Below are 24,995 nucleotides of genomic sequence, written 5' to 3' on the forward strand. Positions count from 1 at the left end.
TTTAAATTATTTAAATGTAGTTCTTTTAAATTCTATACTTAATGATCTGTTGTTTTTTGGCTAAGCCTTAAAATCTCAAATCAAATTAAAATCAATTTCTACGTTTACACAATCTAACGACTACTCCCCGGTACGGTTTTGATTATAAGCATTTTCAATCACATTACTGTATATGCCATCTTCTAACCGTGCAATACTTGAGGTAGTATTGCGGCTGTTCTGATTATAAAGTCCAAAGGTGAGCTTGCCTTTATAGGAGTAGGATAGTTCGACATTGTTATTGTAAGAAGGCTGTAATGTAGGCGTTCCGCTATAATACATGTACGGATTGGTATACCAGCGGAAAGGATTGAGGGATTGGAAATCCGGACGGTTGATCCTCCTGGAATAATTAAGGGAAAAAACGTGATCCTCATCGGGTTTGTAACTTACGTAGGCTGTAGGAAACAGTTTTCCATACTCTTTTTTTAGATTGCTGTTTTCATCGCCAGGAGCTTGTCCCTGTAGCGCTGTATATTCATACCGCAGCCCGGCTTTGGCAGACCATTCTTCATTGAACTCCTTTTGCAGGCTGATGTAACCGGCATAGTTGTGTTCCTTATATTCAAACATATTACTGTTTTGAGGATCTAAAATATAATTGGAACCAGTGTAGTTGTAATAACCTACGTTGGAGGTATTATCCAAAAAAGTATATTTAGCACCTGTTTCAAGGGTCAAGAACTTATAGGGTATAGTAAGGTCGGCCTGTCCTGAATAGATGCTGTACTGCATGTTACTGTTGTTGCGTACTATAGCCTGATTATTGGTCGTGGTATTATCAGTATTGAAATCATTATTTTTATCGGGAGCATTACTGAGGTAATTGCCGGTAAAGTTTATTTTTTTGCCTAAGGTGTCCAATTTCACATCATAATAAGCATTAAATGTGTGCGTGGGTGTTTTCCAATGTTGTACAGCCCGCGTATTGAGTGTCGAATCGACTTGGGTCTGCTGTTCATACCGGCTACTGCCTTCGGCATTGATGTCATAGTTACCCTGACTGAAATCGTAGATAAAGCCGGCATTAGAGTGATCGTTAATTTTATAATCCAAACTGTAATTCAGCCCAAATGCCGAGGCCTGGTCTTTCCGGGTCTCAGTGGTATAAATGCTATTTTGTCCGCCTATTAAATTACGGGTTCCATCAAGCTGATAGGCTAAGTCATACTTTCGGATTTTGAGTGAGGAACTCCATTTTTCCGATTGATAATTTAGTGTTGCCCCCGTTCGGTATCCATTATAGGAATTTCGCTGATAGGTACCGCTCACATTTCCACTCCAGCCCATATTTGGATTGCGTTTCAATATGATATTGATGATGCCGCTATTGCCCTGTGCATCATATTTTGATGGAGGCGTGGTGATGACTTCTATCCGGGCAATATCATCGGAACGCAATGATTGCAAATAATTGGTCAATTCATTACCGGAAAGGTTCACGATACGGTCATTGATCATTACGGAAACCCCGCCTTTCCCAACAATGGAAATATTGTCATCCTGTACCCGGACCAAAGGCGTATTACGAATAGCATCCAATCCGTTCATCGCTTGTGAAGCAATGGAGTTTTCCACATTATACACAAGGCGGTCCATTTTTTGTTCCACTAACTTTTTTTGTGCGTTGATGGTAACACCTTCTAATAGTATGGATTCTTCCACCGTAATATTGCCCAGGTTTGTCGTTTGAAAGAGTGAAATTTCTCTTTTCAGGACTAGTGTACCAAACTGTTCTAAACGAAGTGTATAATCGCCCTGTTCGGCTATCATGGAAAATACACCCAAGCTATCGGCTGTGGTTTTTTGTATTGCAATAGTGTCATTTTTCAGAAGGATAGCATTGACAAATTCCAGAGGACGGTTATTTTGATTCGTTATTGTACCACTTACGGTATACTGCTGTGCCGAAAGAATGCTCGTTGTAAAGAATAAGGATAGGCAGAAAAGAAGTTTGTTTCGCATCGTTGTTTGATTTTACAGCAAAGCAACGTGGAATAAAACCGCTAAAATTGTAAAAATCGTGCAAAATTACTTTTCAGTATAAATCCAGGCCAATTCCTCCTGTTGGATTTTCGTTTTATTTTTTACCTGGGTAGGTGTCTGGCCCGTACTGTCTTTAAAGTCCTTAATAAAATGGGACTGATCCGCATAGTTGCTTTGATGGGCAATACCAGTAAGCTTTACCTTTTGGTAGGTGAGTAATTCTTCCAAGACATTTCGAAACCGGATTGTTTTCAAAAAACTTTTGGGATTCTGCCCGAGCTGGCTGGTAAATAAGCGATAAAGTGTGGACTCGTTTACAGCAAGTGCTTTAGCTATAGTTGCGACATCCAGTTTATTGTCTTTTTTGGAATTGATTACATCTAATGCTTCTTTTATCTTATCGGAATGCAAGTCTTTTTTGAGGCTTTTAAGGAAGAGGAATTCCAGGTTCGAGGCTCTTTTTTGATCGTCTTGCTCTTCAAAAAGTGCTTCCAGAAAGCAACGGTCACTATTGGGGAAAATCATTTGGAAAACTTCATTGCTATCCTGCATTTCTGCATACGGTACATTGGTAAATAGTCGTAGTGCGGAAGGATGGAAGAGCACGCAAATTTCGTCTATTGGAGCCTGTACGCTCATCTGAAAAGCAGTTTTATGAAATCCCACAAGATAACTCAGGTAGGTTTGTGTTCCCTGTAGCGTCGTGCATTGGTTGATACTGCCTTTACGATGCAATACTACATTGTTTTTTTTATAGATAGCCAGACAGAGGTTGGTATTTGGAAATGTAGTATAATTAATTACTTCATCTTTTTCCGATTTGAAAAAAATGAAATACTGAATAAAATCCTTCAGTTCCGGATGGTTTATCTTAACGATTTTGGTAGTCATAACAGAGTAGCATTAAAATTCCTCCTGATAATCTTCTGTCCTTACAGGTTGCTATCGGGAGGAATTGTAATGGTATCAAAAATAGGCCAATATTTCGGGATTTACAGTAGGCTAAAGTCGGAATATTGTTAAAACTGAACCGAATTAGGCCAAAGCACGGTTGTTGATTTTTTTAAGTTTAAAAGACAGGTACACCTGAAAAATTCCAATAACAACAAAAGCCAATGCAGTATAAAAAACGATAGTCATTCCTGCGAGTAGTGGATTCCACAGTAATATAAATGCCGCAATAGCTCCTATGATCCCAACGCCAAGCAAATTCCCCCAATCACTTATTTGCTGTCTTCGTAGTTCAAGCGACCATCCAATCGCCATAATAGACCGGAATAAAATACCAAAACCGATATAAAACGGCAACACAATAATTGTGATATCCGGACGGGAGACCAATAAAATTCCCAGTAAAAAATCGACAATTCCGCCTGCCAGTGACCAGCCCCAATGATCAGATCCCTTACGGTTTCCTATAGCATAGAGTATCTCGAGTATTCCGGTAAAAAGAAACGTTATGGCAAAAATAGCAGCTAAAGTGAGATAGGAGGTTAATGGTGTATTGAATACCAATATTCCGATCCCTATAAATACAATACCCGATATAAGAGGTAAATACCAGTGTTTTCCAGCAGCTCTTAATGATTGAAAGTTTACATTTTCCATGATTAATTCAGATTTAAGTTAGTGTTAGAGAATGGGTTATTACTATAAATTTAACTATAAATTTTGAATTGTACTACCGCAATCGTGGGATATATCAGTGTAACAATTTAATTCCATTCTGAATAGGAGGATTTTATCTGTCCTGTTCCTGGTTACTATTGCTTTATAAAAGGAGAGCAGAATAAAAGCCTGTTCAATGGGCGCTTGCATTTATTTTTTCTGGTTTAGCATTAAAGCACTCACAACACACCTTTGTGCCTTCTGGTTTCATTAAAGCATTAGTCATTTTGGATCAGAAATTATGGCTGTAAACTGGGGAAATGTGCCTTAACTGTAGAAAATATCCACACTTTTCTCTTTTATTTTTTTGCTAAACCATTGGTTTTTAGCAGAAAGTGTTACTGGCATGGCACTTGCAAATTGTGAGACGTTCCCCTTTGGGGATTTTGATACACAGAGAACAAAAAAGAATTACAGATGAAAAGCGAAAACATTACTACGACCAAACAATTATACACTTCCGATGAGCAAACGTTTATCAGTACGGTTTTTGGAAACTTCACAAAACCGAATGGAAATCCTTTAGGCTTTATAGTACTCATGGGCAGTTTTGCGCTTATGATTGGAGCTGCGTTCTTATTTTACGATTTGCAGCCTGAATTTACGCAGTTTAATCTTGACCGCGTCAATTCGGTATGGGGGCTTTCTTTCCTTGTTGTTGCCGCTTCATTGCTCTTATTCAAAGTTGGTTTTTTCCTGTATAATGTAGTCCTGTATTTTAAATACAAACCTATCAAATCCGTTTCTGATGCTTTATTGCCTACCTGTACGGTAATCGTTCCGGCATACAATGAAGGAAAACAGGTATGGGAGACGTTGCTAAGTTTGGCAGAGAGTCATTATCCAGAAGAAAAATTACAATTGCTTGCTATTGATGATGGAAGTAAAGATGATACGTGGTACTGGATGCAAAAAGCAAAACAGAAATTAGGAGATCGTTTGTCGATTTACCAGCAACCACAAAATAAAGGGAAACGCCATGCACTTTACCGTGGTTTTAACCTCGGTACCGGAGAAATTTTTGTAACGGTAGATAGTGATTCAATTGTAAAGAAAGATACACTGCGAAATTTAGTTAGCCCAATGGTTACTAATGAAAAATGTGGTGCTGTAGCAGGAAATATACAGGTTCTAAATAATGATAAGGCATTATTGCCAAAAATGCTGAATGTAAGTTTTGTAATGAGTTTTGAATTCATGCGATCTGCAGAAAGCAGTTTGGGTTCTGTAATGTGTACACCGGGTGCTTTGGCCGCATACCGCAGTACTGCAGTATTTGCCTGTCTCCCGGATTGGATCAACCAGACGTTTATGGGACAGCCTTCCGATATTGGTGAAGACCGTGCCATGACGAATATGATTTTGAAACAGGGGTATGAGGTATTGTTCCAAAGAAACGCATATGCCTTTACCAATGTGCCTGAAAGCTACAGTGGATTATATAAGATGTTTATCCGATGGGACAGGAGTAATGTACGTGAAAGCATCATGATGTCAAAATTCGTATTCAAGAATTTTAGGACTGGTTCTAAAGTAGGTTCACGCCTTTTATTTTTAAACCAGGCATTAAAAATCGTAATGACCTATCCGTTTACGCTGTTCATGCTCTTTATGGTAATAGTACATCCGTTATTATTTTTAAGCTCTACGCTTTTCAGTATACTAATACTATCCAGTTTCCCGGTTTTATTTTATGCTAAACGTTATAGCGTATCGGAATCGTTCTGGGCTTATTCCTACAGTATTTTATACACCTTTGGCCTCTTTTGGATTACTCCGTATGCCATTGCTACTGCCAACAGAAGAGGATGGTTAACACGTGGTTTGTCCGAAGTAAAATAAATGATATAAATTTTAATTGATAAAAACCGGGATATAATAGTACCATTCGCTATTGTATCCCGGTTTTTAATTTTATGGAAATTGATCCGTCAATTACAATTTTAAATAGTCAGTTTTAGCTTGTTATCTAAATTTAATGTCGTACCTGCTTTTGTCCAAAAAAAGCAAAGGATTATCCATTGTTATCATTTCTTTAATAGCCTGTTTTTTATCCGGCATCATATCATAATAGGATGCTGCAATTTTATAGCCAATTAAATACCCGAGATCCGCTGGCCTGTCTGTGCTGGTTCCATTGTTGGCAATCCAATTCTTCAAACTGGCATTACAGAGTTCACTTTTGAATTCAATCCACAATTCTTTTTCATGGGCAATACCATAAATCTCATAGTTTTTAGGTTTGAAAGGCCTGTCCAGTATTTTTTGGGCGATAAATTCTGCGACACCTTCACGAATAGCAAGATCCAAGAGGTTACAGATTACAGCATCTTTATTTCTGGGTTGTTGTTGTGTATGAACTGATTCATGTGCTGCAACTTCTTCCAGTTTTAGTTTCAAATCGTCAGTAGTTTTAATTTTTGAAAAATCAGCCTTGAAGTTGGCGTTTGTAAATTCACTTGTATCAGAATTGGCATCGCCACTGAGTAATTCTGTTCCCAAGAGCAGGTAATTTCCCGAAATCGTAGCTCCATCAGAAACGGGACCAATGATAAAGCATACTTTAAATCCTTTGGCTTCGGGATATATTTTTTTAAAACGATCCAGTAAGGAATGATCCGAAATGTCAAGTTCATTGGCTACATAAGTGTTTTTCCGGACAGAATTGTAAAACTTTTTGTATTGGTGGATTTTGTGTACAAATTTTTCAGCTGAAAAATCTTTGACTTTCTGGAAATTTTTAAGGCCATCTGTTGCACGATCCAGGTAAACGGTTTGTATGATTTGTACGCTGTCCTTGAAGTTTCGGCAGTCTTTTAATTGATCAAAAGCTTCCCAAAAATGTTTGATGTCCAAAGTCATAATGTCTTTGTTATTTTCTTCTTTTGCGGCAAGCGAACTTTTCTTGATGCCTTCAAGCTCTTTCGTACTGTACTTCTTTATGAAAATGTTGATTTCACCATTAGGAACATTTCCTTTTTTAAAAGGACTGATTACAATTTTGTAACGCTGTGTTGTTTCTGGACTGAAGTTTAATTTATCATAGCCTTGGTTGCCGTCGGCTAAATCAGTTGACGAAATTTCATTGTTTTTTGCATCCAATAGCGAAATTTTCACGTCAATATTATTTTGATAGACGCTTATAAGGTGGAAAAACCGGTCAATTTGACCACCTAATTCCGGAGTAAATTGACCACCCGTTCCGGAGCAAACTGACCACCTAATTCCGGAGCAAATTGACCACCAAGTTTTGTGGTGAATTAAGTATTAAAAACTATTGATTTTTTCATGTTGTTAGAACCATACATTCGTTAAAAATTTACGGATTATGGCAAACAAAATAACAGACATGAGTAAAATTAGAAAAGTAATTAAATTCTATTGTAATGGAAAGAGTAAGTTATTTATAAGTAGCTACTTATCCCTTTCAAGAAATACGGTAAAGAAATATATTTCTTTATTTGAAGTTCTCGAATTAAGCTTTGAATTAATCGACCAAAAAACCGATGCAGAGCTGGAACTTTTATTCTCCCAGACTAGTGTAGAGGCCATTAGCCCGAGATTACAGACACTTTATGATTTTTTTCCTAAAATGGAACGTGAACTAAAAAAAGTTGGCGTTACCGTACAGCATATGTGGGAACAATATATTGCTGTAAATCCTGATGGTTATCGAACTTCACAATTTCATTATCATTACAATATATGGGGCAAACGAGTTAATCCGGTCATGCATATGAACCATAAGGCTGGTGATAAAATGTATGTTGATTATGCCGGAAAGACACTCTCAATTATTGATATAGATACTGGAGAAGTCAAAGAAGTACAATTTTTTGTAGCAATATTGGGCGCTAGCCAATACACGTATGCTGAAGCTTCCATGAGCCAGCAAAAGGAAAACTTTGTTGACTCGGTAGAAAATGCCATGCGCTTTTTTGAAGGCACTCCTGCCGCCATTGTTCCAGATAATTTAAAATCTGCCGTAATAAAAAGCAGTCGTTTTGAACCGACAATCAATGAAACCCTGGCTGATTTAGCAGAACATTACGAAACCACAATTTTACCTGCCAGAGCTTACAGGCCCAGAGACAAGTCACTAGTTGAAGGAGCTGTTAAGATATTATATCGAAGGATTTATGTAACCATAAAAGAAACTAAGTTCTTTTCTCTGGAAGAATTAAACCAGCAGATCTGGGATTTACTTGACTCTCACAATAACAGAAAACTGACAGGACGCCCTTATTCCCGCTTTGAATTATTTTTAGAAGACGAGAAAGAAAAACTGCGTCCACTCCCACAAGATCGTTTTGAAATTAAATACCAGTCTTTTGCAACAGTAATGCAAAACGGTCATGTTCAATTAAGCCAGGACAAAAACTATTACAGCGTTCCGTATCAATATGTAAAGAAGAAAGCCAAGCTGTTATATACCAAATCAACAGTAGAGATTTATTATAAATACAATCGAATAGCTGTACATCCAAGAAACTACAAACCTTATGTCTATACAACAACTCCTGAGCATTTAGCCAGTACACATCAATTTGTAGCCCAATGGAGTGCTGCCCGCTTCATTGAATGGGCTAATAATATTGATGAGTCAGTAGGAGAATATATAATGCAGATAATCGAAAGCAGAAATCATCCAGAACAGGCTTATAAAAGCTGTTTAGGAATACTGAATTTTGAAAAAAAGGTAGGCAGACAGCGATTAATAAATGCCTGCAGGCGGGCACTTGATTTTAAAATTTACAATTTTAAGACCATACAAAACATTTTAGAAAACAACTTGGATCATATTGATTTTGATCAAGAACCTGAGCAGGAACTTCCCGATCACAGTAACATAAGAGGAAAACACTATTATAACTAAATTAAATCTTGAAAAAATGAATGAATCCACAGTAACCAAAATGAAACAAATGAAGCTTTATGGCATGTTTAATGCTTTTAAAACAGCCATTGAAAGCGGGAAAACAGATCATTATACCCTTGACCAGTTTGTATCGATGATTATTGATGCAGAATGGGATGAAAGGTACAATCGTCGTATTGAACGAAGTATCACTAATGCCAAATTCCATTACAAATCAAATATTGAAAGTATCAATTTTGATGTATCACGTAACCTGGACCGAAACATGGTACTGCGTCTGGCAGAATGCGAATTTATAGAGAAAAACGAAAACATTTTAATCACTGGAAGCACCGGTGTCGGTAAAAGTTATTTAGGTACTGCATTAGGTTATCAAGCCTGTATACAGGGTTTTAAGGTAAGTTATTTTAATACCTCAAAATTGTTCGCTAGACTAAAAATGGCTAAAGCAGATGGTACTTATCTACGGGAACTTACCAAAATACAAAGACAGGATGTTATAATACTTGATGATTTTGGACTCCAGGCACTTGACAGCCATAACCGAATTACTCTTTTAGAGATCATAGAGGACAGGCATAATAACGGCTCTATAATCGTGACATCACAAATACCAGTTCAAGGCTGGTATGATATAATTGGAGAAAAAACGATAGCCGATGCAATATTAGACAGACTTATACACCAATCTCATAGGCTTGAATTACATGGAGAATCCATGAGAAAGAAAAGAGGAATAAACAAAGAGTGATATTTTATTATATTTGAATACTAATTAACAGATGAAAAAATATAGTTTTTAATCAAAACGGAGGTGCTCACTTTGCACCGGAATTAGGTGGTCATTTTGAACTGGAATCAGGTGCTCACTTTAAAACGGAATGGGGTGATCAATATAACCGGAATTTGCAATTGACTTCCCTACCTGGATATTAGTAGTTGTTCCATTTGTATTATTTCGTAATCTTTCAAATAATAGGTTTTCGAAGTTTGGATCAATACTAAAATCGCTACCGTCCACATCATATTTTGCTTTTAAATCTCCATACCCAATTTCACCACCCTGATTGGTTCTGAATTTTTCGTTTAAAATTGTGCCCGAACTTTTATATTTAAAAAATATTTCTTTATAAACGTTTGGCTTTTTGATTCCTATTACATCCGAATCAATATTTCCAGTAATATTTATGATTTTACCTTTTGAATACCAATCATCCAATGGCATTATTTCAAAATGTGTAGAATCAATGGGAATTATTACAAGATTGTGGGTTCTAATTAGTGATGTAAAAAACTCTGTCACTTTTAATTTAGGCAATTGATCATTTATACTTACACCTCCAATTAAAGTCTGTTCCGGGTTTAGAGCATTAACGATGTACACATGTGGATTTGGAAATTTAAGTCCAAATGTTGATATCCTTGATGCGAATTGGAAACCGGCTGCTGATTTAATTTTAAATTTAAGCGTATAGGCCCGTATAACTGTAGATGAAAATTCTATACTCGATTGTCCTTCGGATGATAAAGTGATGACATTTTCACCGTTAACCTCAATAGTAAAAGTGTATTCGGTGTTTTCAAATCCAGGCGATGGTATAACCAGAAATGTTGTGTTTGCCTGACTAAATCCAGAATAAGTTACAGTGTTATTTGCAGCATTAAAAAAAATTGGATCATCGGATTGATTTACAGTCATATCTATATATTCATAGTTACCCAGGACCTTCATTTTTTCCTCGGTATTATGCAGCCACATGTATAGCTTTGTGAATATAGCTCTGTCAAAAAATGTACGTGTAAATGACACGCCATATTTTACTTCAGTTGCTTTTATTATCTCATATAGTTGAATTGCCGGTTTCAAATCGGTGAAATTTATACTGCCGTCGTTCGTAAGTATGTCATTTGAATTAAGTGTACCAGCTTCGAAATTTCTAATTGATGAAATCAATGGATAGTAAATACTTCCGTTTGAAATGTTATTTTCACGGGTGGCCTTAAAAACAGTCTGTTCGTTGTATGGATGATCAAGGTGTGAGAAATCCAATACACTTAATTCATCATCGCCAAATAAATCGTTTAGGTTTTTCAGATTGCCGAAAAACATTAAAGTGTAAAAAGATATCTTCCCCTTTTTAACAGATACAGAATTTAATTGAATCACCCCGACTTTGAAGGTATAAGTGCCAATTTCTATGAAAGCGGGTTGCCGCATATTTGCATTAAATGAATTGTTGATATCAACGTTATAGTAGTGTTTGAACATTTTATTGTTCACATCACTTCCAGGTACCGTAAACGATTGGGAATACTCTGTGAAAACTTTTCCCAGATCGTTAATTTTCTGAACGGATGAATTTATTTCGATTGTTTCGTCACCAAATAAATCTAATTTTTTACCATTTATATAAATTGCTACTGATATCATTATTGTACATTATTTATTTCGTCAAAAGAATATTTGAATGTCATACTGTAATTGATAAGTTTATCAATTATTTTACTTTTAAATTCAACACTATTCGTTTCAAGGTTTACCGGGAAAATAATTCCATTTTCAATTATCCAAATCGATTCCGATAGGATCAGTTCTTTTATTATTTCATTTTGATCTTCTCGGACATACCCCGTATTAAGCAATAGCCGGGTATTACCATTCAAATTATAATTTTTTGTCTGGTGCTTGACGATAGAATATACCCCGTGATCTGATATAAGCCCACGGTAATCTTCGGATGTTGTGGAAGTAGTTTTTTTTGAGGTCTTGTTGAATGGAAATGCCTGAGGAAAACCGTATTTATTTATAAAAACCACATTGATAGGATTATAAAAACACTCATCTAATACTTCAACGGTTATGCTTCTGGTTTCACTAGGATACACTAATTTTACGATTAACCTATCGGTTGTTGCTGATAGACTATTCAGATTCAATGAAGCAATGTTTTCATTATTTATTTCTGCGGAGAAATCAAATGCCAGTATTTGCCCATTTACTTCAACCTGATTAATCCCTACGGTCACAAAGTATATTCTGAAATCAGATTCTCGGTTCATAATATGGTTATTTCCGGTTATAAGCACATTACTTTCCGGAACGTAGTTATACCCTTCTGTAAAATATCCATACCCATAAATACCCAATGCTATTTGCGTTCTTGTATAAACCAAATTAAGATTGTCAAATGCATTTAATTCATACCTTACCCATTTTGATGCATCAGGTTGTGAAACTTCTAAGCCAGGGTTTTGATATGCATTTATGGTACTGTCTATATTTTCTTTCACCAAATTTGATATGTCAAAAGAAATTATACTTTGGCCTAACTGGATGACCTGTTTACCTAATGTGTAATTGGGGGTAGTAGGTATATCTGCTAATGAACCTTTCCACATGTATACCGACATTTCTACACGATCATAAACAGTGTTGGGTATGATCCTTACAGTATGGGGTGATCGTGCCATTATTAGACTAACAGAGCTATCGAACTGGAATGATTTTGTACAACCCAGACGGTCGCGAATGTAAACAGTATAGTTCGAGTACTCGACATTGTCGAATATGTACCATGCTTGAAAGTTTAATCCATCAATCGAATACTGGTAATCCTCCCATGTACTGGCCGGTATGACTCCGGTGATGGATATATTTAGAGCGGTTCCGGAATATGTGATATTTACGTTGTTGGCCTCGAGGCTATCAAATACGGGCATGATTACGCTGCTACCGTCCGATGCTTCTACCTTGTAGGAATATCCCCTTTGTTTAACGATATCAACCTGTTGATCGATTCCTGTATGTGTGGTGACCTCATTAGTACTTAGGTTAGTGACCGTCAGTGAGGTTGAAAATGTGGTGATACTCAGTGTTGAAAAATTACAGGGATCAGCCGTGTACGGAATGAGAATTCCTGATATTGTGATAAATGGGGAGTTTGAATATTCAACCCCAACATCAGCGAGTATCAATCCACTTTTATAAATGTGATGGCCGCCATAAAAGAAACTGCCTGTTCCTGTTCCTAAAACTCTTTTTATGACTACTATATTACCGTACCTGGTAACAGTATATTGTTTATATATGGCTGTTGGGCTATAGTCCAATAGGAGTGAGGCCACAAAGTTTATAGCACTGCGTTCACCGGCAATTGCTGTTGGTGTCCCAACTGGAACCTGGTTCGGTCCGGTGCGGTTGGTAAACCAGTTTTCAATTATGTTGTATTCGACATTTTCTATGTAGGTGGAAGAACCACCTAATACAGCTAATGTACTTCCGTTAATCAGATCTTCATTGAATTGCAGTTTACAGTATCTATATTGAGCCATTATGTTATATTATTTTAATGAGTATTTCAATAAATTGTCGAAATCTAAACCGAAGCCTTCAATTATTTCGTCCGGTAATTTCTGGTAAGCTCTCTCAAATGGAGTTGTGAAAAACTTTGTCGGCTTAATTCCATTTTCATAAATGCTTTTTGCTATTGCGAACTGCAGCGATTTCCGGCTCGTAAATTGCCCCTTTTCATTTCGTGGAGCGATGTTCCTTCGAACTACCCATTGATTGAAAGCAGAAGGCGGTGGCATCTTATCCTTATATGAATATGGTGTATCAAATCTTTTTTTAGTACCGCTAACACCTTGGTCTTGAAATTTGCCGTGGGGGGCCATTAGAAAGGCTAATTGAAAACTGTTATTGCTTACATTAAAATCAAATCCTAAACTATTATACAGCTCACCGGATGCGGTTTTCTTTTCCTTAGTTAGGTTGGTACGGGATTGCTGTATGACATATTTACAGAAATCGTTTAGAGCTTTTTTAGTATTATCTAAATTCATCAGCAAACTTTAATTTCAGTGTTAGGAATCAATAGTTCTAATTCTGTACCCCACCCATCAAGTAGGTTGGCAAATTCACCGATGATTGGGTTTGCCTGAGGTTCTCCGTTCAATTCGATATTATGATCGTTATTCAAATTTTGCAGCTTTACGATTCCCCGGTTCAATATTGCTAAGCAGGTATTCAAATTGTCTAACTCATTATCGTTACCTAAAAATTTATCCTTTACCGATTGCTTTGATATATTCCGGAGGTCTACAACAACAATTTCGAATGTAATTGAAATATAGCTACCTTGAATGCGAGAGCTTACAGCCCGTAAATGAACCAATGGGAATATGTTTTTCTTATCAATGTCCATAAGCGATGACAACCCGTGGGTAATCGTATGTACATTGATATCTTCCCGGAATAGATTCTTTAATAATTCAATGGCTAAATAGAAACTTCTCATGTTGTTGGTGTATTTTTCTTTAATAATATCCTCTGTAATTCTGCTTTAGCTGATTCGAATTCGAGGAAGAATAAAAATTCATGAATATTCAATTCGTTGACTACTTTTTTGAATTGTAAAGGGTCTCCATTCCCAGCTGCATAAATGCTTTGATACCACCCCCATTCAGCATTGAAATTCGATTCAGCGCTATAATTTGGGCTGTCTCCTTCGACATCATCCCTTGGGAAGATTCGAGAGTAAGTAGCAGTAATTCGTTGCTTAAATTGTAAAAAAAAAGCTGCGCACCTAAGAAATATTCGGCCGGTGAATCCATTAGTATTTTACTGTAATTCTCCGATCCTTGGTATTGTTCTATGCTGTATAGGTGATTGCCTTTTCTGCGTAACCAATTCCGTTTTATCTTTACTACTGGCCGGTACATTACCGCCATTGCATTATGCCAGGTGTCTGATGTATGAATGTATGATTCAAGATCAATGTATTCACCCGCTGACATTTTTTCCATGTTTGGCATGAATCCGAATTCAACTCCTTTGTGTTTAAACGTCTTGTGGAATTCAGGCTCCATTTTAAGAACGTTACTAATAAGCTCCGATATTTCGGTATGGTCATTCAAAGGGATGTACTTTACTGCATCAATTGATATGTTACAAAATATAGATATCAGTTTGTTGTTATCCTTATTCGGTTCTGCTGCCCACTCAATAATTTGCCTGAGTTTGATATCCTTTAAATCCTGTGGAATAATTAGTTTCATACTGTATAATCATTTTATATCGTTTTGTTCCCTATCCGATGACGGGTAACCCGATCTTCTTTAGGTCAAATATTCTTTTCATCATAAGCCCATCGAGCAAATCGGGAGAATCCCCGCTCAGGTATTTTTGTTTCATTTCGTCTTTAGATATCAAACCTTCTGGTTCCTCATCGATCTTCTTTTTTTTCTTAATCGCTTTACGTTCGAATTCTAAACGTTGGCGTACGGTCATCTTATCATCGTACATGGTCATGGCCACACGTTCAGATATGTACTGTTCGATGATTTCGCCATCGAGGTAATAACATTGTGCCTTTAGATTTTTAAAGTTTCGCTTATCGCCCTTATTGGGATTCTTCAAAGCTTTTGAGTTATTGTCAAATGGGACTGAATTTGGGATGAATGAATTTTCACTACCTCCGATAAATGCTCCCACACCATTAGCGTCATAAGTGACTTTTGAATTGGGTACTGAGTGTCTGGTTTGCATTAGCTTAATAGTATCGGTCACATCCTTACCTGATGACTTATCAATAATTTTTATATCTTCCCATCGGTTGCCGTCGAAATATGATATGACTAATTTATTACTTCCCATCATTGCCACATCGACGGTAATGCATTTAGTTCCCGGCTTGACAAAGTCATTGGTAAAGTAGTCCCTGAACATGGCATAGTCGTAAACATCACTTGGATTGATAGCTGCTTTCCAGTTACCGTCCATTAGTTGTTTACGTGAGTTCTCATCTTGTGCTGCAAGATTGGCCAGGTAGTCCGGGTTCACATCAAGCAGTTTCTTATTTTCGTATATGGACCCGCCTATGAATGTAATGGACTTGACAAAATGCTTTGGGTCCACATTGGCCCGTTCAGATAATGGCCCGATAAAGTACCAAGCTTTCTTTATGCATTCAACTACACTATCCGCCCATATCATATTTTCACCGTCCTTAACGAAATACCTTATGACTCCCTGTCTCGCTTTGATTGGATAGCCCTCATCGTCGATCCACCAGGATATCAGTTCATATACCCAACTGTCTGGATCAGGGTTGCATGTGGCTCGTATGTAGGGCTTCACACCTGATACTGATCTATTACGTGATAGAAGATAAAAGAACGTTGATTTAGAGAAGTGTGTTAACTCGTCAAACCCGATAAACGGGATTTGCGCACCTTGCCAACTAATTACATTCTTCTCGTGTTCTAAATGCGAAAACTTTATTTTAGCACCGGATTCGAATTTCCAGAATAGGTCCGTACTATTTGATACACCGCCAGCCAAGTTGTACAATTTATTAGATTCATCCCATAGCCCCCCTGCTGCTTTAATCTGGGTAGTAAGCCTCCGGAATATTACCCCGTTGAAATCTTTGTTTTTTACGTCTCTTAATGGGTCAATTAATAAGCAAAAGGTTTTTCCGGATCCTGCAGCACCACCACCAATCACGATATCGGCAGGCGATGAAAGTGCGAGCATTTGATAACCGGGTTGCGGCCTGATGATATTAATCTCTTCCATTCTTCGGTATTTCGAATAACGTTATGTTTGTTTGCTTTTGCTCGTTGTCTTTGTTGTAGCCTCCCATGTAGCGTATCAGCTTATCGATAGCCGCCTGTTTGTCTGAGGTTTTTATTTTTCTATTGATACCCGTGGACTTACGTTCAATTCCCCGGCCTTCGAACTCTTCGAATGATTCGATCTGTTCGATACTATTACGGGCGCTCTTTGGTATTTCCTGTATTTTCTTTAGGTTTCCGCTTTCATCATAGATATCAACTATATCAAATCGTGCGATGTCCGAAAGGATGGAAATGCATTCATCAATAGACATCTGATTTCGCTTGTACAGATCGTGCTGTATTTCTTTTATCCTTGCCGTTATATTGGGGTTTTCGTGTAATTCGAATGCTGCCCTGTTTACTGTCTCGGGTTTCATTTTAGAGGCAGAATAAGCCTCACGATAAGCCACGGACTTATTCCCCAACCTAACGTAAGCCTGGCAATAATTCTCCTGTTTTATCGTGAGGCATTGAATCATGATACTTTGTTTTTCCAATTAGCTAAATCAGTATCGTTAACATAGTTGCATTCCTTCCTTACCTTATCTTTGTTACTTGGGTCCTGGAATGATCGTTTCCTTTCTCTGGATAAAAGAAAGTTTCCGAATGCAACTAATTGTTTTGTGGTGAACATTTGTTCTTTGTCTGGTTGGTGATCTACTTGATTTTTCATTTTAAATCGATTTTTTAAGTTTTTTAATAATTCCTTTCCAAACCCCAGGGCAGCTTGTACATGGATTAAAATTTTTTACCTGGTAAACCTTACAGTAAGATTTTATTATCATTTCCTGATCTGATGCGGTTAATGTCATCTTATCCAATATTGGTTTTAAGATTTCCGCTTCCACCTCTGTCAGCTTGCCTTTAAACGGGAACATGCTGTTCATCGCTTCCTGCCTCTTCTTACAGCCTTCACATGGTTTTATACCTATGGCTGTTGTAACGTTCGCTATAACATCCCCGATTCCCCGGCTTTTTGAATCGCTATTTTCCATACCTTTTTTTTTGTTGATACGATTGTTTTATTTATTGACTTCAAAGAAATCCCCGTTTCCTTGCTCAATGCCCGCTGTGACATTTCCATTGTAATATTCAGTAACTCCCTTTCGTAGAATGGTAGGTTTTTAATCTCTTCGATTACTATTTCACATACAGTATCTCTTTTTACATCATAGTCTGAGCAATCATCGATTATCTGAAAGTCACCAATACTAATATGCCGTTTGGACTTATTGACCTGGTGCAGGAATATATCTTTCATGGTCTTGAATATGTACCAATCGGTTACCGTCTTTTCTTTGTCTGAGAAGTACAGATACATTTCCTGAACCAGATCGTCAGCAGTGTCTTTGCTTTTGCAAATCTGAAAGGCCATTCTACGCCAAACACTATCACGTTTCACTAATTCAGGAAGCATATTTATTTTTTTGGTTTTCTTGGTGTGTATCTTCTCTTTGAAACTGGTGCAGGTGTCGCTTCCTGATCTGCTTTCTGTTCTTCCGATAGCTCCGGTGTAGGTGTCAGGATCAATATCTCAGGATCATTTACATTGATGTCTGATAGTTCCTTTGTCGGTGTTACCTCATCAACATCCGTAATAGATATAATTGAAACCAATTTATCCTGATGACCCATAATAACCTTACCGCGTTCCTCACTGACTTCGAACTCTTCACCTCGTAGGATCTTTCGATCCTGTTCGACATCGAAGAAATCCCGTTCTGCTTTTAATTTGAATACTTTTTTCATGTTATTAATTATTAGTTATTATTCTTACCCAGTCATTTTCGTTTGAAAGCTCATTGAAAAATTCGATGACTGGTATTTTTTTATATAATGTTTCGACGTTTAAATTGCTGAGGTTGAAATCTAAAATGTATCCAGTCTGTTCGTGGATCACTTGCTCGTGGGCGCTTGGGAAGTCCGTAACGATTACCGGGGTTAACAGTTGCAATGCTTCATAGATAGAGTAGGAGAACCCCGTGGAATTTAACCCCATCGAAACGGGATAGCTTACTTACTATTCCTTGGGCATAATCGGATGAGGTGTTACCGTAGATATCCCATGTGTATTTTACATTACCCTCATTTAGCTTGGTCAACATTGTAATCATTCTGGAAAAACCTTTTTCAGGACTGATGCGAGAAACTGTAATAAGTTTCAGATCATCATTTTTGTGCTTAACCAAATGGTTGACCTCATCGTCAACCAAATTATAAATCACTTGATCGATGGTATTGCTGGTCACTTTTTCGAACTGTGCGCCTACGTGCTTACCAACAGCAACGTGATGAGTACATTTATTAGGTTTTTTGTATTTGAAGTTCCATCCCTTGATACATTCGTAATCGGCATGAATCATTTGGATATATCGATTCGCTTTGATAGTGGCTTCCGGATTTGTTCCCCAGGCAGAAGCCCAAATAAAAGTATCACATGAAAACTCCTGTCCGGTGTATTTCAATACATCAGCATATTGGGAAATAGCCATCAAACGCGAGGGATCACCACCGCCAAAAAGCAAAGTGATTTTATAGTGTTTCGACATGCGTTTACAGAAATTATAAACGAACGTTTCAATGCCACCGATATCATTTAAATACGACATCCAGATAATAACTTTCGCCATCTGAAAATAACCGTTAACGCTGAGAAATATCGTGCCTAAAAGAAATTAGGTCTTTTGAAGAATTATCTAAATAAAGTATGATTTTTACAAAACAAATATACTAATAATAATTGAATTTCATTGTGCTTTCAATTATCATGAGGATATTTTTTACTTTTTATTGTTCATATCCAATCCATTATCTACCCATGTTTGGTTATCTTGAATAAGCCTGAATGTTTTTACAACGGCAAAATTAGTGAGCCGGAAATATTCAAACTTTAACCCGTAATTTTCCGCATTTAGCTTATCAAGTACCGATTTTTCTATTTTTGCCGGATTAATGTTCTCTAAATTATTTTTAAAAATAAAGTCGCTGATTTCACTCATGGCCATGTTTGAAATAGTTGCCTCCGGATGGAATAAAGTTCTGTACAACAGTTCAAGGTTAGTAATAGAATAACCGAGACTACTATTTATAGTAATGGTTTTGGTATCCTTGCTCATTAACGTTTGAATATTTAGGGTAATTACCCTTAGCCTTGTTTCTTGGATGTACACAGAATCTAAGTAGGGTATCCTGAAATAGATTCCACCGTTTAATTTTTTTATCTGCTTACCTCTCCGTACCCGGATGCCCTGTTCCCAGGGTTGAACAATAATCCATATCTTGATAGAGTTGAAAATATATTCGAAAAATTCTTTTATTTGATTCATAACTTACTCTTTGTTTTTTTACATTTAGGATACCTGTTGCAACCAAAAAACTTTTCACCTGTATTTTTATTTACTCTATCTTTAAAATGTCCACCGCATTCACATCGCCTTTTTATCCTATCCAGCCGTACTAACTCTTTTTTTTGTTTTTCGTATGCTTCCTCTCGGGTTTCCATATCTAAATAAAATATGTTACCCATTTCTGCAATAATCTTCTTACATGAATTGCAATCAACTTCTCTATATATTTTAGTTCCATCTGTCAGGATTATTAATGAAATGACGATTAGCTGCTGCTGTTAGGTATGTACATGGTGGAAAGCATATCATCATATCCCAACCCATTCCTATGAAATCCCAAACAGACCCTTTAAGGTGCCATTCTGGATGACCACCTGAGCATTCCTGTATATCGCAACTAAAAGCCTCATGACCTTTAGCACGGAAGGCCTTACATACTTCCTGGCTTTCCTCACAGGCTATTATAATTCTCATACGGGAGTAGTCGTTAGATTGTGTAAACGTAGAAATTGATTTTAATTTGATTTGAGATTTTAAGGCTTAGCCAAAAAACAACAGATCATTAAGTATAGAATTTAAAAGAACTACATTTAAATAATTTAAAAAGAGCGGATTATGATCGAAGATGGTAAATTACCCAAAGATTTTGCAAAGCAATTTAAAAACAAAGAAGACTTCCATACTTTTTTTCAAGACCTGTATAAACAAGGCATTGAACAGCTACTCCAGGGAGAATTGGATGCTCATCTGGGATATGAGAAGCATAATATTGACGGATACAATACAGGCAATAGCCGTAATGGTTCTTTCTCAAAGAATATAAAATCAGAGACTTTGGGCAATATGGTCCTGGCTATTCCCCGGGATAGAAATGGTGAATTCGAGCCTCAGGTCATCGGAAAAGGCCAATCGATGAGTGAAAAGATTGAAGATGCTATTTTAGGAATGTACAGTCGTGGAATGACCCGTAGTGATATTGTAGAACAAGTTAAAGAAGTTTATGGGATATCAGTAAGTGAGTCCACGATTTCGACCATCTCTGATAGAATACTGGCTGATGTTGATTTATGGACTAAAAGGGCTTTAGAACCACAGTATCTGATTGTTTGGATGGATGCTGTGTGCAAATTCCGGTTATATTGATCACCCCATTCCGTTTTAAAGTGAGCACCTGATTCCAGTTCAAAATGACCACCTAATTCCGGTGCAAAGTGAGCACCTCCGTTTTGATTAAAAACTATATTTTTTCATCTGTTAATTAGTATTCAAATATAATAAAATATCACTCTTTGTTTATTCCTCTTTTCTTTCTCATGGATTCTCCATGTAATTCAAGCCTATGAGATTGGTGTATAAGTCTGTCTAATATTGCATCGGCTATCGTTTTTTCTCCAATTATATCATACCAGCCTTGAACTGGTATTTGTGATGTCACGATTATAGAGCCGTTATTATGCCTGTCCTCTATGATCTCTAAAAGAGTAATTCGGTTATGGCTGTCAAGTGCCTGGAGTCCAAAATCATCAAGTATTATAACATCCTGTCTTTGTATTTTGGTAAGTTCCCGTAGATAAGTACCATCTGCTTTAGCCATTTTTAGTCTAGCGAACAATTTTGAGGTATTAAAATAACTTACCTTAAAACCCTGTATACAGGCTTGATAACCTAATGCAGTACCTAAATAACTTTTACCGACACCGGTGCTTCCAGTGATTAAAATGTTTTCGTTTTTCTCTATAAATTCGCATTCTGCCAGACGCAGTACCATGTTTCGGTCCAGGTTACGTGATACATCAAAATTGATACTTTCAATATTTGATTTGTAATGGAATTTGGCATTAGTGATACTTCGTTCAATACGACGATTGTACCTTTCATCCCATTCTGCATCAATAATCATCGATACAAACTGGTCAAGGGTATAATGATCTGTTTTCCCGCTTTCAATGGCTGTTTTAAAAGCATTAAACATGCCATAAAGCTTCATTTGTTTCATTTTGGTTACTGTGGATTCATTCATTTTTTCAAGATTTAATTTAGTTATAATAGTGTTTTCCTCTTATGTTACTGTGATCGGGAAGTTCCTGCTCAGGTTCTTGATCAAAATCAATATGATCCAAGTTGTTTTCTAAAATGTTTTGTATGGTCTTAAAATTGTAAATTTTAAAATCAAGTGCCCGCCTGCAGGCATTTATTAATCGCTGTCTGCCTACCTTTTTTTCAAAATTCAGTATTCCTAAACAGCTTTTATAAGCCTGTTCTGGATGATTTCTGCTTTCGATTATCTGCATTATATATTCTCCTACTGACTCATCAATATTATTAGCCCATTCAATGAAGCGGGCAGCACTCCATTGGGCTACAAATTGATGTGTACTGGCTAAATGCTCAGGAGTTGTTGTATAGACATAAGGTTTGTAGTTTCTTGGATGTACAGCTATTCGATTGTATTTATAATAAATCTCTACTGTTGATTTGGTATATAACAGCTTGGCTTTCTTCTTTACATATTGATACGGAACGCTGTAATAGTTTTTGTCCTGGCTTAATTGAACATGACCGTTTTGCATTACTGTTGCAAAAGACTGGTATTTAATTTCAAAACGATCTTGTGGGAGTGGACGCAGTTTTTCTTTCTCGTCTTCTAAAAATAATTCAAAGCGGGAATAAGGGCGTCCTGTCAGTTTTCTGTTATTGTGAGAGTCAAGTAAATCCCAGATCTGCTGGTTTAATTCTTCCAGAGAAAAGAACTTAGTTTCTTTTATGGTTACATAAATCCTTCGATATAATATCTTAACAGCTCCTTCAACTAGTGACTTGTCTCTGGGCCTGTAAGCTCTGGCAGGTAAAATTGTGGTTTCGTAATGTTCTGCTAAATCAGCCAGGGTTTCATTGATTGTCGGTTCAAAACGACTGCTTTTTATTACGGCAGATTTTAAATTATCTGGAACAATGGCGGCAGGAGTGCCTTCAAAAAAGCGCATGGCATTTTCTACCGAGTCAACAAAGTTTTCCTTTTGCTGGCTCATGGAAGCTTCAGCATACGTGTATTGGCTAGCGCCCAATATTGCTACAAAAAATTGTACTTCTTTGACTTCTCCAGTATCTATATCAATAATTGAGAGTGTCTTTCCGGCATAATCAACATACATTTTATCACCAGCCTTATGGTTCATATGCATGACCGGATTAACTCGTTTGCCCCATATATTGTAATGATAATGAAATTGTGAAGTTCGATAACCATCAGGATTTACAGCAATATATTGTTCCCACATATGCTGTACGGTAACGCCAACTTTTTTTAGTTCACGTTCCATTTTAGGAAAAAAATCATAAAGTGTCTGTAATCTCGGGCTAATGGCCTCTACACTAGTCTGGGAGAATAAAAGTTCCAGCTCTGCATCGGTTTTTTGGTCGATTAATTCAAAGCTTAATTCGAGAACTTCAAATAAAGAAATATATTTCTTTACCGTATTTCTTGAAAGGGATAAGTAGCTACTTATAAATAACTTACTCTTTCCATTACAATAGAATTTAATTACTTTTCTAATTTTACTCATGTCTGTTATTTTGTTTGCCATAATCCGTAAATTTTTAACGAATGTATGGTTCTAACAACATGAAAAAATCAATAGTTTTTAATACTTAATTCACCACAAAACTTGGTGGTCAATTTGCTCCGGAATTAGGTGGTCAGTTTGCTCCGGAACGGGTGGTCAATTTACTCCGGAATTAGGTGGTCAAATTGACCGGTTTTTCCACTGTGCATATGAAAGTAAGAACAGATGGGAAATATGAAAACCATGCAATTTACATTGTAATCGGACTAAAAACAGATGGTAAGAAAGAAGTATTAGGAATGTGGCTAAATAAAGAAGAGTCGGCTTCATTTTGGATGACTGTACTCTCTGACATAAAATCTCGTGGAGTAAAGGATATTCTCATTGCCTGTACAGATAACCTTACCGGATTTACAAAAGCTATCAGAGGTGTTTTTCCAAATACAGAATCCCAGCTTTGCATTGTTCATCAAATAAGGAATAGCCTTAAGTTTGTAGTAGTTAAGGATAGAAAAGCATTTTGCAGTGCAATGAAAGAAGTATATACTGCAATAAATCAGGAAGAAGCCGTTTTAGCTCTGGCTGAATTTAAAAAAAACTGGGAAGCAAAATATAAATATGCCGTTTGCTCCTGGGAAAAGAATTGGGAAAATCTCATGCCTTTTTTGGCCTATCCTGCTGAAATCAGGAAAATAATGTACACCACAAATACAATAGAAAACTTAAACAGGGGAATTAGAAAATATACCAAAACAAAAGTGCAGTTCCCAGATGAAAAAAGCGTCAAGAAATCAGTCTATTTAGCAATACAAAATTGTGAAAAAAGCTGGATAAATGCAATACCAAGCTGGGGATTAATCATGAATCAGTTCTTGGTCATATTTGGAGAAAGGTGTAATATTAAACACTAAGAACTGTTTACACAAAATTTCGACCAGTCTCTCTCATACCCGTTCAATGTTAAGTCCAACAATGTTGTTATGCCTGATACCTTGCTTTGATATTTTGCCTCGGTATTTTATTTCAATTACAACATTATCGTCCATATTGAATCCTTGCAATTTGTTAACATAGTAACCCTGAAATTGAACAAAACACACTTCTTTTTTATTTCTTAGTGTGATAACTTTTTTGTCGTTACCGTTTGTATTTTCAGTTTGAATCAATTCTATTTTACCAATTAATTTATTCATGTTTTTTTTAATTTAAATATCATGTATCCATTGATCCCGATACGGATATCAATTTCTTCATCGTTATACATTTCGCTAAATATCTCGTTTACTTCGGCCATTGACTGTCCCAATAGATTTGCAAATTCATGCAAGTAGGTGCCGCACTTACCGTCACTTTCTCGATGTTTTGCATTGACTATTTTAAGGATTTTGTTTTTCACGGCTCTTTAGTTCTTTTTCTAATATTTTTTGATAAACTTCTTTGTTTGGATATTTTTTCCACTTTGAAATTATTTTTTCAAGCTGATCAACGCTGAGGTTTTTACAACTTTCTTTAAGCATCTCCTGGTATTTTTCTGAACTCTGAAGAATTTCGGGAAGCGTTGGCAGCGGGGGGCGTTCAGAAATAGTTTCTGAAACTCCTTTGAACATTTCTTTAACAACTTCATTATTCCATTTTGCAGATAAAGGTTCCTTACTTTTCGAATGTTCTTGCTGCGAAATCATTTCGGCTATCTCACATCGCTCTTCGAAATAATCAGCAAACCATTTCATAATTTTCGGTATACTCAAACTTTCGTAAAATTCCCCATACTTTCCCGTAATTGCCTTTTTGAAAATGAAAGTGATATCTGCAACCGTAAGCATCGGATAATCGGAAATGATCATTCCGGATAACATTTCAATTTGGCTTTCGGACAAAGGGCGCTTTAAGTCC

At 36.7% G+C, this 24,995-nt stretch carries 24 protein-coding genes and 2 pseudogenes; 5 read left to right on the forward strand and 21 right to left on the reverse strand.

Annotation, left to right across the window (positions count from 1 at the left end; genetic code table 11):
• Positions 1 to 120 precede the first annotated feature (120 nt).
• From FK004_RS12395 to FK004_RS12405, 3 genes are all read right to left on the reverse strand, one after another.
• Entirely contained in the window at positions 121 to 2,004 is a 1,884-nt protein-coding gene (locus tag FK004_RS12395; protein WP_108737534.1) for a TonB-dependent receptor domain-containing protein, read from the reverse strand.
• Positions 2,005 to 2,070: 66 nt separating this feature from the next.
• Positions 2,071 to 2,916 (reverse strand): helix-turn-helix domain-containing protein, encoded by an 846-nt coding sequence (locus FK004_RS12400; protein WP_108737535.1) that lies wholly within the window; start codon positions 2,914 to 2,916, stop codon positions 2,071 to 2,073.
• A gap of 144 nt (positions 2,917 to 3,060) precedes the next feature.
• Positions 3,061 to 3,633, reverse strand: coding sequence for an HdeD family acid-resistance protein (locus FK004_RS12405; protein ID WP_108737536.1), 573 nt, complete (start codon positions 3,631 to 3,633; stop codon positions 3,061 to 3,063).
• A 477-nt stretch (positions 3,634 to 4,110) separates the two neighbouring features.
• Here FK004_RS12405 and FK004_RS12410 point away from each other — a divergent pair, with 477 nt between their 5' ends.
• The gene (locus FK004_RS12410; RefSeq protein ID WP_108737537.1) at positions 4,111 to 5,535 is read left to right on the forward strand and encodes a glycosyltransferase family 2 protein; all 1,425 of its coding nucleotides are present in this window, start codon (positions 4,111 to 4,113) and stop codon (positions 5,533 to 5,535) included.
• Positions 5,536 to 5,658: 123 nt separating this feature from the next.
• On the opposite strand, the gene FK004_RS12415 is transcribed toward FK004_RS12410, so the two are convergent.
• Entirely contained in the window at positions 5,659 to 6,810 is a 1,152-nt protein-coding gene (locus tag FK004_RS12415) for a DUF2268 domain-containing putative Zn-dependent protease (RefSeq protein WP_157956096.1), read from the reverse strand.
• A gap of 211 nt (positions 6,811 to 7,021) precedes the next feature.
• Between FK004_RS12415 and istA (FK004_RS12420) the strand changes: the two genes are divergently transcribed.
• Complete coding sequence (gene istA, locus FK004_RS12420) at positions 7,022 to 8,569, forward strand: IS21 family transposase (protein ID WP_108735486.1); 1,548 nt, start codon at positions 7,022 to 7,024, stop codon at positions 8,567 to 8,569.
• 16 nt (positions 8,570 to 8,585) lie between these two features.
• Positions 8,586 to 9,323: an IS21-like element helper ATPase IstB gene (gene istB / locus FK004_RS12425; protein ID WP_056251131.1), complete on the forward strand. Its 738-nt coding sequence runs from the start codon at positions 8,586 to 8,588 to the stop codon at positions 9,321 to 9,323.
• Positions 9,324 to 9,443: 120 nt separating this feature from the next.
• On the opposite strand, the gene FK004_RS12430 is transcribed toward istB (FK004_RS12425), so the two are convergent.
• From FK004_RS12430 to FK004_RS12495, 13 genes are all read right to left on the reverse strand, one after another.
• Complete coding sequence (locus tag FK004_RS12430) at positions 9,444 to 11,003, reverse strand: hypothetical protein (RefSeq protein WP_108737539.1); 1,560 nt, start codon at positions 11,001 to 11,003, stop codon at positions 9,444 to 9,446.
• Complete coding sequence (locus FK004_RS12435) at positions 11,003 to 12,904, reverse strand: hypothetical protein (RefSeq protein ID WP_108737540.1); 1,902 nt, start codon at positions 12,902 to 12,904, stop codon at positions 11,003 to 11,005. Before FK004_RS12435 ends, FK004_RS12430 begins: the two co-directional genes overlap by 1 nt.
• A 9-nt stretch (positions 12,905 to 12,913) precedes the next feature.
• Positions 12,914 to 13,414, reverse strand: a complete 501-nt coding sequence (locus tag FK004_RS12440) for a hypothetical protein (protein ID WP_108737541.1) — start codon at positions 13,412 to 13,414, stop codon at positions 12,914 to 12,916.
• Positions 13,414 to 13,869 carry a hypothetical protein gene (locus FK004_RS12445; RefSeq protein WP_108737542.1) on the reverse strand — a complete coding sequence of 152 codons (456 nt, stop codon included), beginning with the start codon at positions 13,867 to 13,869 and terminating at the stop codon, positions 13,414 to 13,416. The genes FK004_RS12440 and FK004_RS12445 overlap by 1 nt, the downstream gene beginning before the upstream one ends.
• Positions 13,870 to 13,969: 100 nt before the next feature.
• Positions 13,970 to 14,629, reverse strand: coding sequence for a hypothetical protein (locus FK004_RS12450; protein ID WP_108737543.1), 660 nt, complete (start codon positions 14,627 to 14,629; stop codon positions 13,970 to 13,972).
• 31 nt (positions 14,630 to 14,660) lie between these two features.
• Entirely contained in the window at positions 14,661 to 16,151 is a 1,491-nt protein-coding gene (locus FK004_RS12455; RefSeq protein ID WP_108737544.1) for a terminase large subunit domain-containing protein, read from the reverse strand.
• Complete coding sequence (locus FK004_RS12460) at positions 16,138 to 16,671, reverse strand: terminase small subunit (protein ID WP_108737545.1); 534 nt, start codon at positions 16,669 to 16,671, stop codon at positions 16,138 to 16,140. Before FK004_RS12460 ends, FK004_RS12455 begins: the two co-directional genes overlap by 14 nt.
• A gap of 195 nt (positions 16,672 to 16,866) precedes the next feature.
• Positions 16,867 to 17,187 carry a hypothetical protein gene (locus FK004_RS12470; RefSeq protein WP_157956097.1) on the reverse strand — a complete coding sequence of 107 codons (321 nt, stop codon included), beginning with the start codon at positions 17,185 to 17,187 and terminating at the stop codon, positions 16,867 to 16,869.
• Complete coding sequence (locus FK004_RS12475; protein WP_108737548.1) at positions 17,142 to 17,609, reverse strand: sigma-70 RNA polymerase sigma factor region 4 domain-containing protein; 468 nt, start codon at positions 17,607 to 17,609, stop codon at positions 17,142 to 17,144. Before FK004_RS12475 ends, FK004_RS12470 begins: the two co-directional genes overlap by 46 nt.
• 2 nt (positions 17,610 to 17,611) lie before the next feature.
• Entirely contained in the window at positions 17,612 to 17,941 is a 330-nt protein-coding gene (locus FK004_RS12480) for a hypothetical protein (RefSeq protein ID WP_108737549.1), read from the reverse strand.
• Between the two features lie 4 nt (positions 17,942 to 17,945).
• On the reverse strand, positions 17,946 to 18,191 hold the full coding sequence (locus FK004_RS19700; RefSeq protein WP_108737550.1) for a glycosyltransferase: 246 nt from the start codon (positions 18,189 to 18,191) through the stop codon (positions 17,946 to 17,948).
• Entirely contained in the window at positions 18,151 to 18,822 is a 672-nt protein-coding gene (locus tag FK004_RS12490) for a glycosyltransferase family protein (protein ID WP_157956098.1), read from the reverse strand. The genes FK004_RS19700 and FK004_RS12490 overlap by 41 nt, the downstream gene beginning before the upstream one ends.
• A 150-nt stretch (positions 18,823 to 18,972) precedes the next feature.
• Positions 18,973 to 19,518: an SPFH domain-containing protein gene (locus FK004_RS12495; protein ID WP_108737552.1), complete on the reverse strand. Its 546-nt coding sequence runs from the start codon at positions 19,516 to 19,518 to the stop codon at positions 18,973 to 18,975.
• Between the two features lie 636 nt (positions 19,519 to 20,154).
• On the opposite strand from FK004_RS12495, the pseudogene FK004_RS12510 reads away from it, so the two are divergent.
• Positions 20,155 to 20,661 (forward strand): annotated as a pseudogene (locus tag FK004_RS12510) (transposase); the annotation flags it as partial.
• Positions 20,662 to 20,821: 160 nt separating this feature from the next.
• Here FK004_RS12510 and istB (FK004_RS12515) read toward each other — a convergent pair.
• Together istB (FK004_RS12515) and istA (FK004_RS12520) are read right to left on the reverse strand one after the other, a co-directional pair.
• Entirely contained in the window at positions 20,822 to 21,559 is a 738-nt protein-coding gene (gene istB / locus FK004_RS12515) for an IS21-like element helper ATPase IstB (protein ID WP_056251131.1), read from the reverse strand.
• Between the two features lie 16 nt (positions 21,560 to 21,575).
• Positions 21,576 to 23,123, reverse strand: coding sequence for an IS21 family transposase (gene istA / locus FK004_RS12520; RefSeq protein ID WP_108735486.1), 1,548 nt, complete (start codon positions 23,121 to 23,123; stop codon positions 21,576 to 21,578).
• 182 nt (positions 23,124 to 23,305) lie between these two features.
• Between istA (FK004_RS12520) and FK004_RS12525 the strand changes: the two are divergent.
• Positions 23,306 to 24,013, forward strand: a pseudogene (locus FK004_RS12525) (IS256 family transposase); the annotation flags it as partial.
• 33 nt (positions 24,014 to 24,046) lie between these two features.
• Here FK004_RS12525 and FK004_RS12530 read toward each other — a convergent pair.
• Positions 24,047 to 24,295 (reverse strand): hypothetical protein, encoded by a 249-nt coding sequence (locus FK004_RS12530; RefSeq protein WP_108737557.1) that lies wholly within the window; start codon positions 24,293 to 24,295, stop codon positions 24,047 to 24,049.
• A gap of 183 nt (positions 24,296 to 24,478) precedes the next feature.
• A complete protein-coding gene (locus FK004_RS12540; RefSeq protein ID WP_157956099.1) occupies positions 24,479 to 24,946 on the reverse strand; it encodes a hypothetical protein in 468 nt (155 codons plus the stop codon).
• Between the last annotated feature and the right edge of the window lie 49 nt (positions 24,947 to 24,995).

It is taken from the genome of Flavobacterium kingsejongi, assembly GCF_003076475.1.
Lineage (GTDB): Bacteria > Bacteroidota > Bacteroidia > Flavobacteriales > Flavobacteriaceae > Flavobacterium > Flavobacterium kingsejongi.

Coding starts and splice junctions, on each gene's coding strand:
- FK004_RS12450 (WP_108737543.1), bottom strand. CDS start 14,629: ATGAAACTAATTATTCCACAGGATTTAAAGGATATCAAACTCAGGCAA.
- istB (WP_056251131.1), top strand. CDS start 8,586: ATGAATGAATCCACAGTAACCAAAATGAAACAAATGAAGCTTTATGGC.
- istA (WP_108735486.1), top strand. CDS start 7,022: ATGGCAAACAAAATAACAGACATGAGTAAAATTAGAAAAGTAATTAAA.
- FK004_RS12400 (WP_108737535.1), bottom strand. CDS start 2,916: ATGACTACCAAAATCGTTAAGATAAACCATCCGGAACTGAAGGATTTT.
- FK004_RS12445 (WP_108737542.1), bottom strand. CDS start 13,869: ATGAGAAGTTTCTATTTAGCCATTGAATTATTAAAGAATCTATTCCGG.
- FK004_RS12530 (WP_108737557.1), bottom strand. CDS start 24,295: ATGAATAAATTAATTGGTAAAATAGAATTGATTCAAACTGAAAATACA.
- FK004_RS12410 (WP_108737537.1), top strand. CDS start 4,111: ATGAAAAGCGAAAACATTACTACGACCAAACAATTATACACTTCCGAT.
- FK004_RS12395 (WP_108737534.1), bottom strand. CDS start 2,004: ATGCGAAACAAACTTCTTTTCTGCCTATCCTTATTCTTTACAACGAGC.
- FK004_RS12435 (WP_108737540.1), bottom strand. CDS start 12,904: ATGGCTCAATATAGATACTGTAAACTGCAATTCAATGAAGATCTGATT.
- istA (WP_108735486.1), bottom strand. CDS start 23,123: ATGGCAAACAAAATAACAGACATGAGTAAAATTAGAAAAGTAATTAAA.
- FK004_RS19700 (WP_108737550.1), bottom strand. CDS start 18,191: ATGGGGTTAAATTCCACGGGGTTCTCCTACTCTATCTATGAAGCATTG.
- FK004_RS12430 (WP_108737539.1), bottom strand. CDS start 11,003: ATGATATCAGTAGCAATTTATATAAATGGTAAAAAATTAGATTTATTT.
- FK004_RS12540 (WP_157956099.1), bottom strand. CDS start 24,946: ATGATCATTTCCGATTATCCGATGCTTACGGTTGCAGATATCACTTTC.
- FK004_RS12440 (WP_108737541.1), bottom strand. CDS start 13,414: ATGAATTTAGATAATACTAAAAAAGCTCTAAACGATTTCTGTAAATAT.
- FK004_RS12455 (WP_108737544.1), bottom strand. CDS start 16,151: ATGGAAGAGATTAATATCATCAGGCCGCAACCCGGTTATCAAATGCTC.
- FK004_RS12470 (WP_157956097.1), bottom strand. CDS start 17,187: ATGGAAAATAGCGATTCAAAAAGCCGGGGAATCGGGGATGTTATAGCG.
- FK004_RS12490 (WP_157956098.1), bottom strand. CDS start 18,822: ATGGCGAAAGTTATTATCTGGATGTCGTATTTAAATGATATCGGTGGC.
- FK004_RS12460 (WP_108737545.1), bottom strand. CDS start 16,671: ATGATTCAATGCCTCACGATAAAACAGGAGAATTATTGCCAGGCTTAC.
- FK004_RS12480 (WP_108737549.1), bottom strand. CDS start 17,941: ATGAAAAAAGTATTCAAATTAAAAGCAGAACGGGATTTCTTCGATGTC.
- FK004_RS12495 (WP_108737552.1), bottom strand. CDS start 19,518: ATGAATCAAATAAAAGAATTTTTCGAATATATTTTCAACTCTATCAAG.
- FK004_RS12405 (WP_108737536.1), bottom strand. CDS start 3,633: ATGGAAAATGTAAACTTTCAATCATTAAGAGCTGCTGGAAAACACTGG.
- FK004_RS12475 (WP_108737548.1), bottom strand. CDS start 17,609: ATGCTTCCTGAATTAGTGAAACGTGATAGTGTTTGGCGTAGAATGGCC.
- istB (WP_056251131.1), bottom strand. CDS start 21,559: ATGAATGAATCCACAGTAACCAAAATGAAACAAATGAAGCTTTATGGC.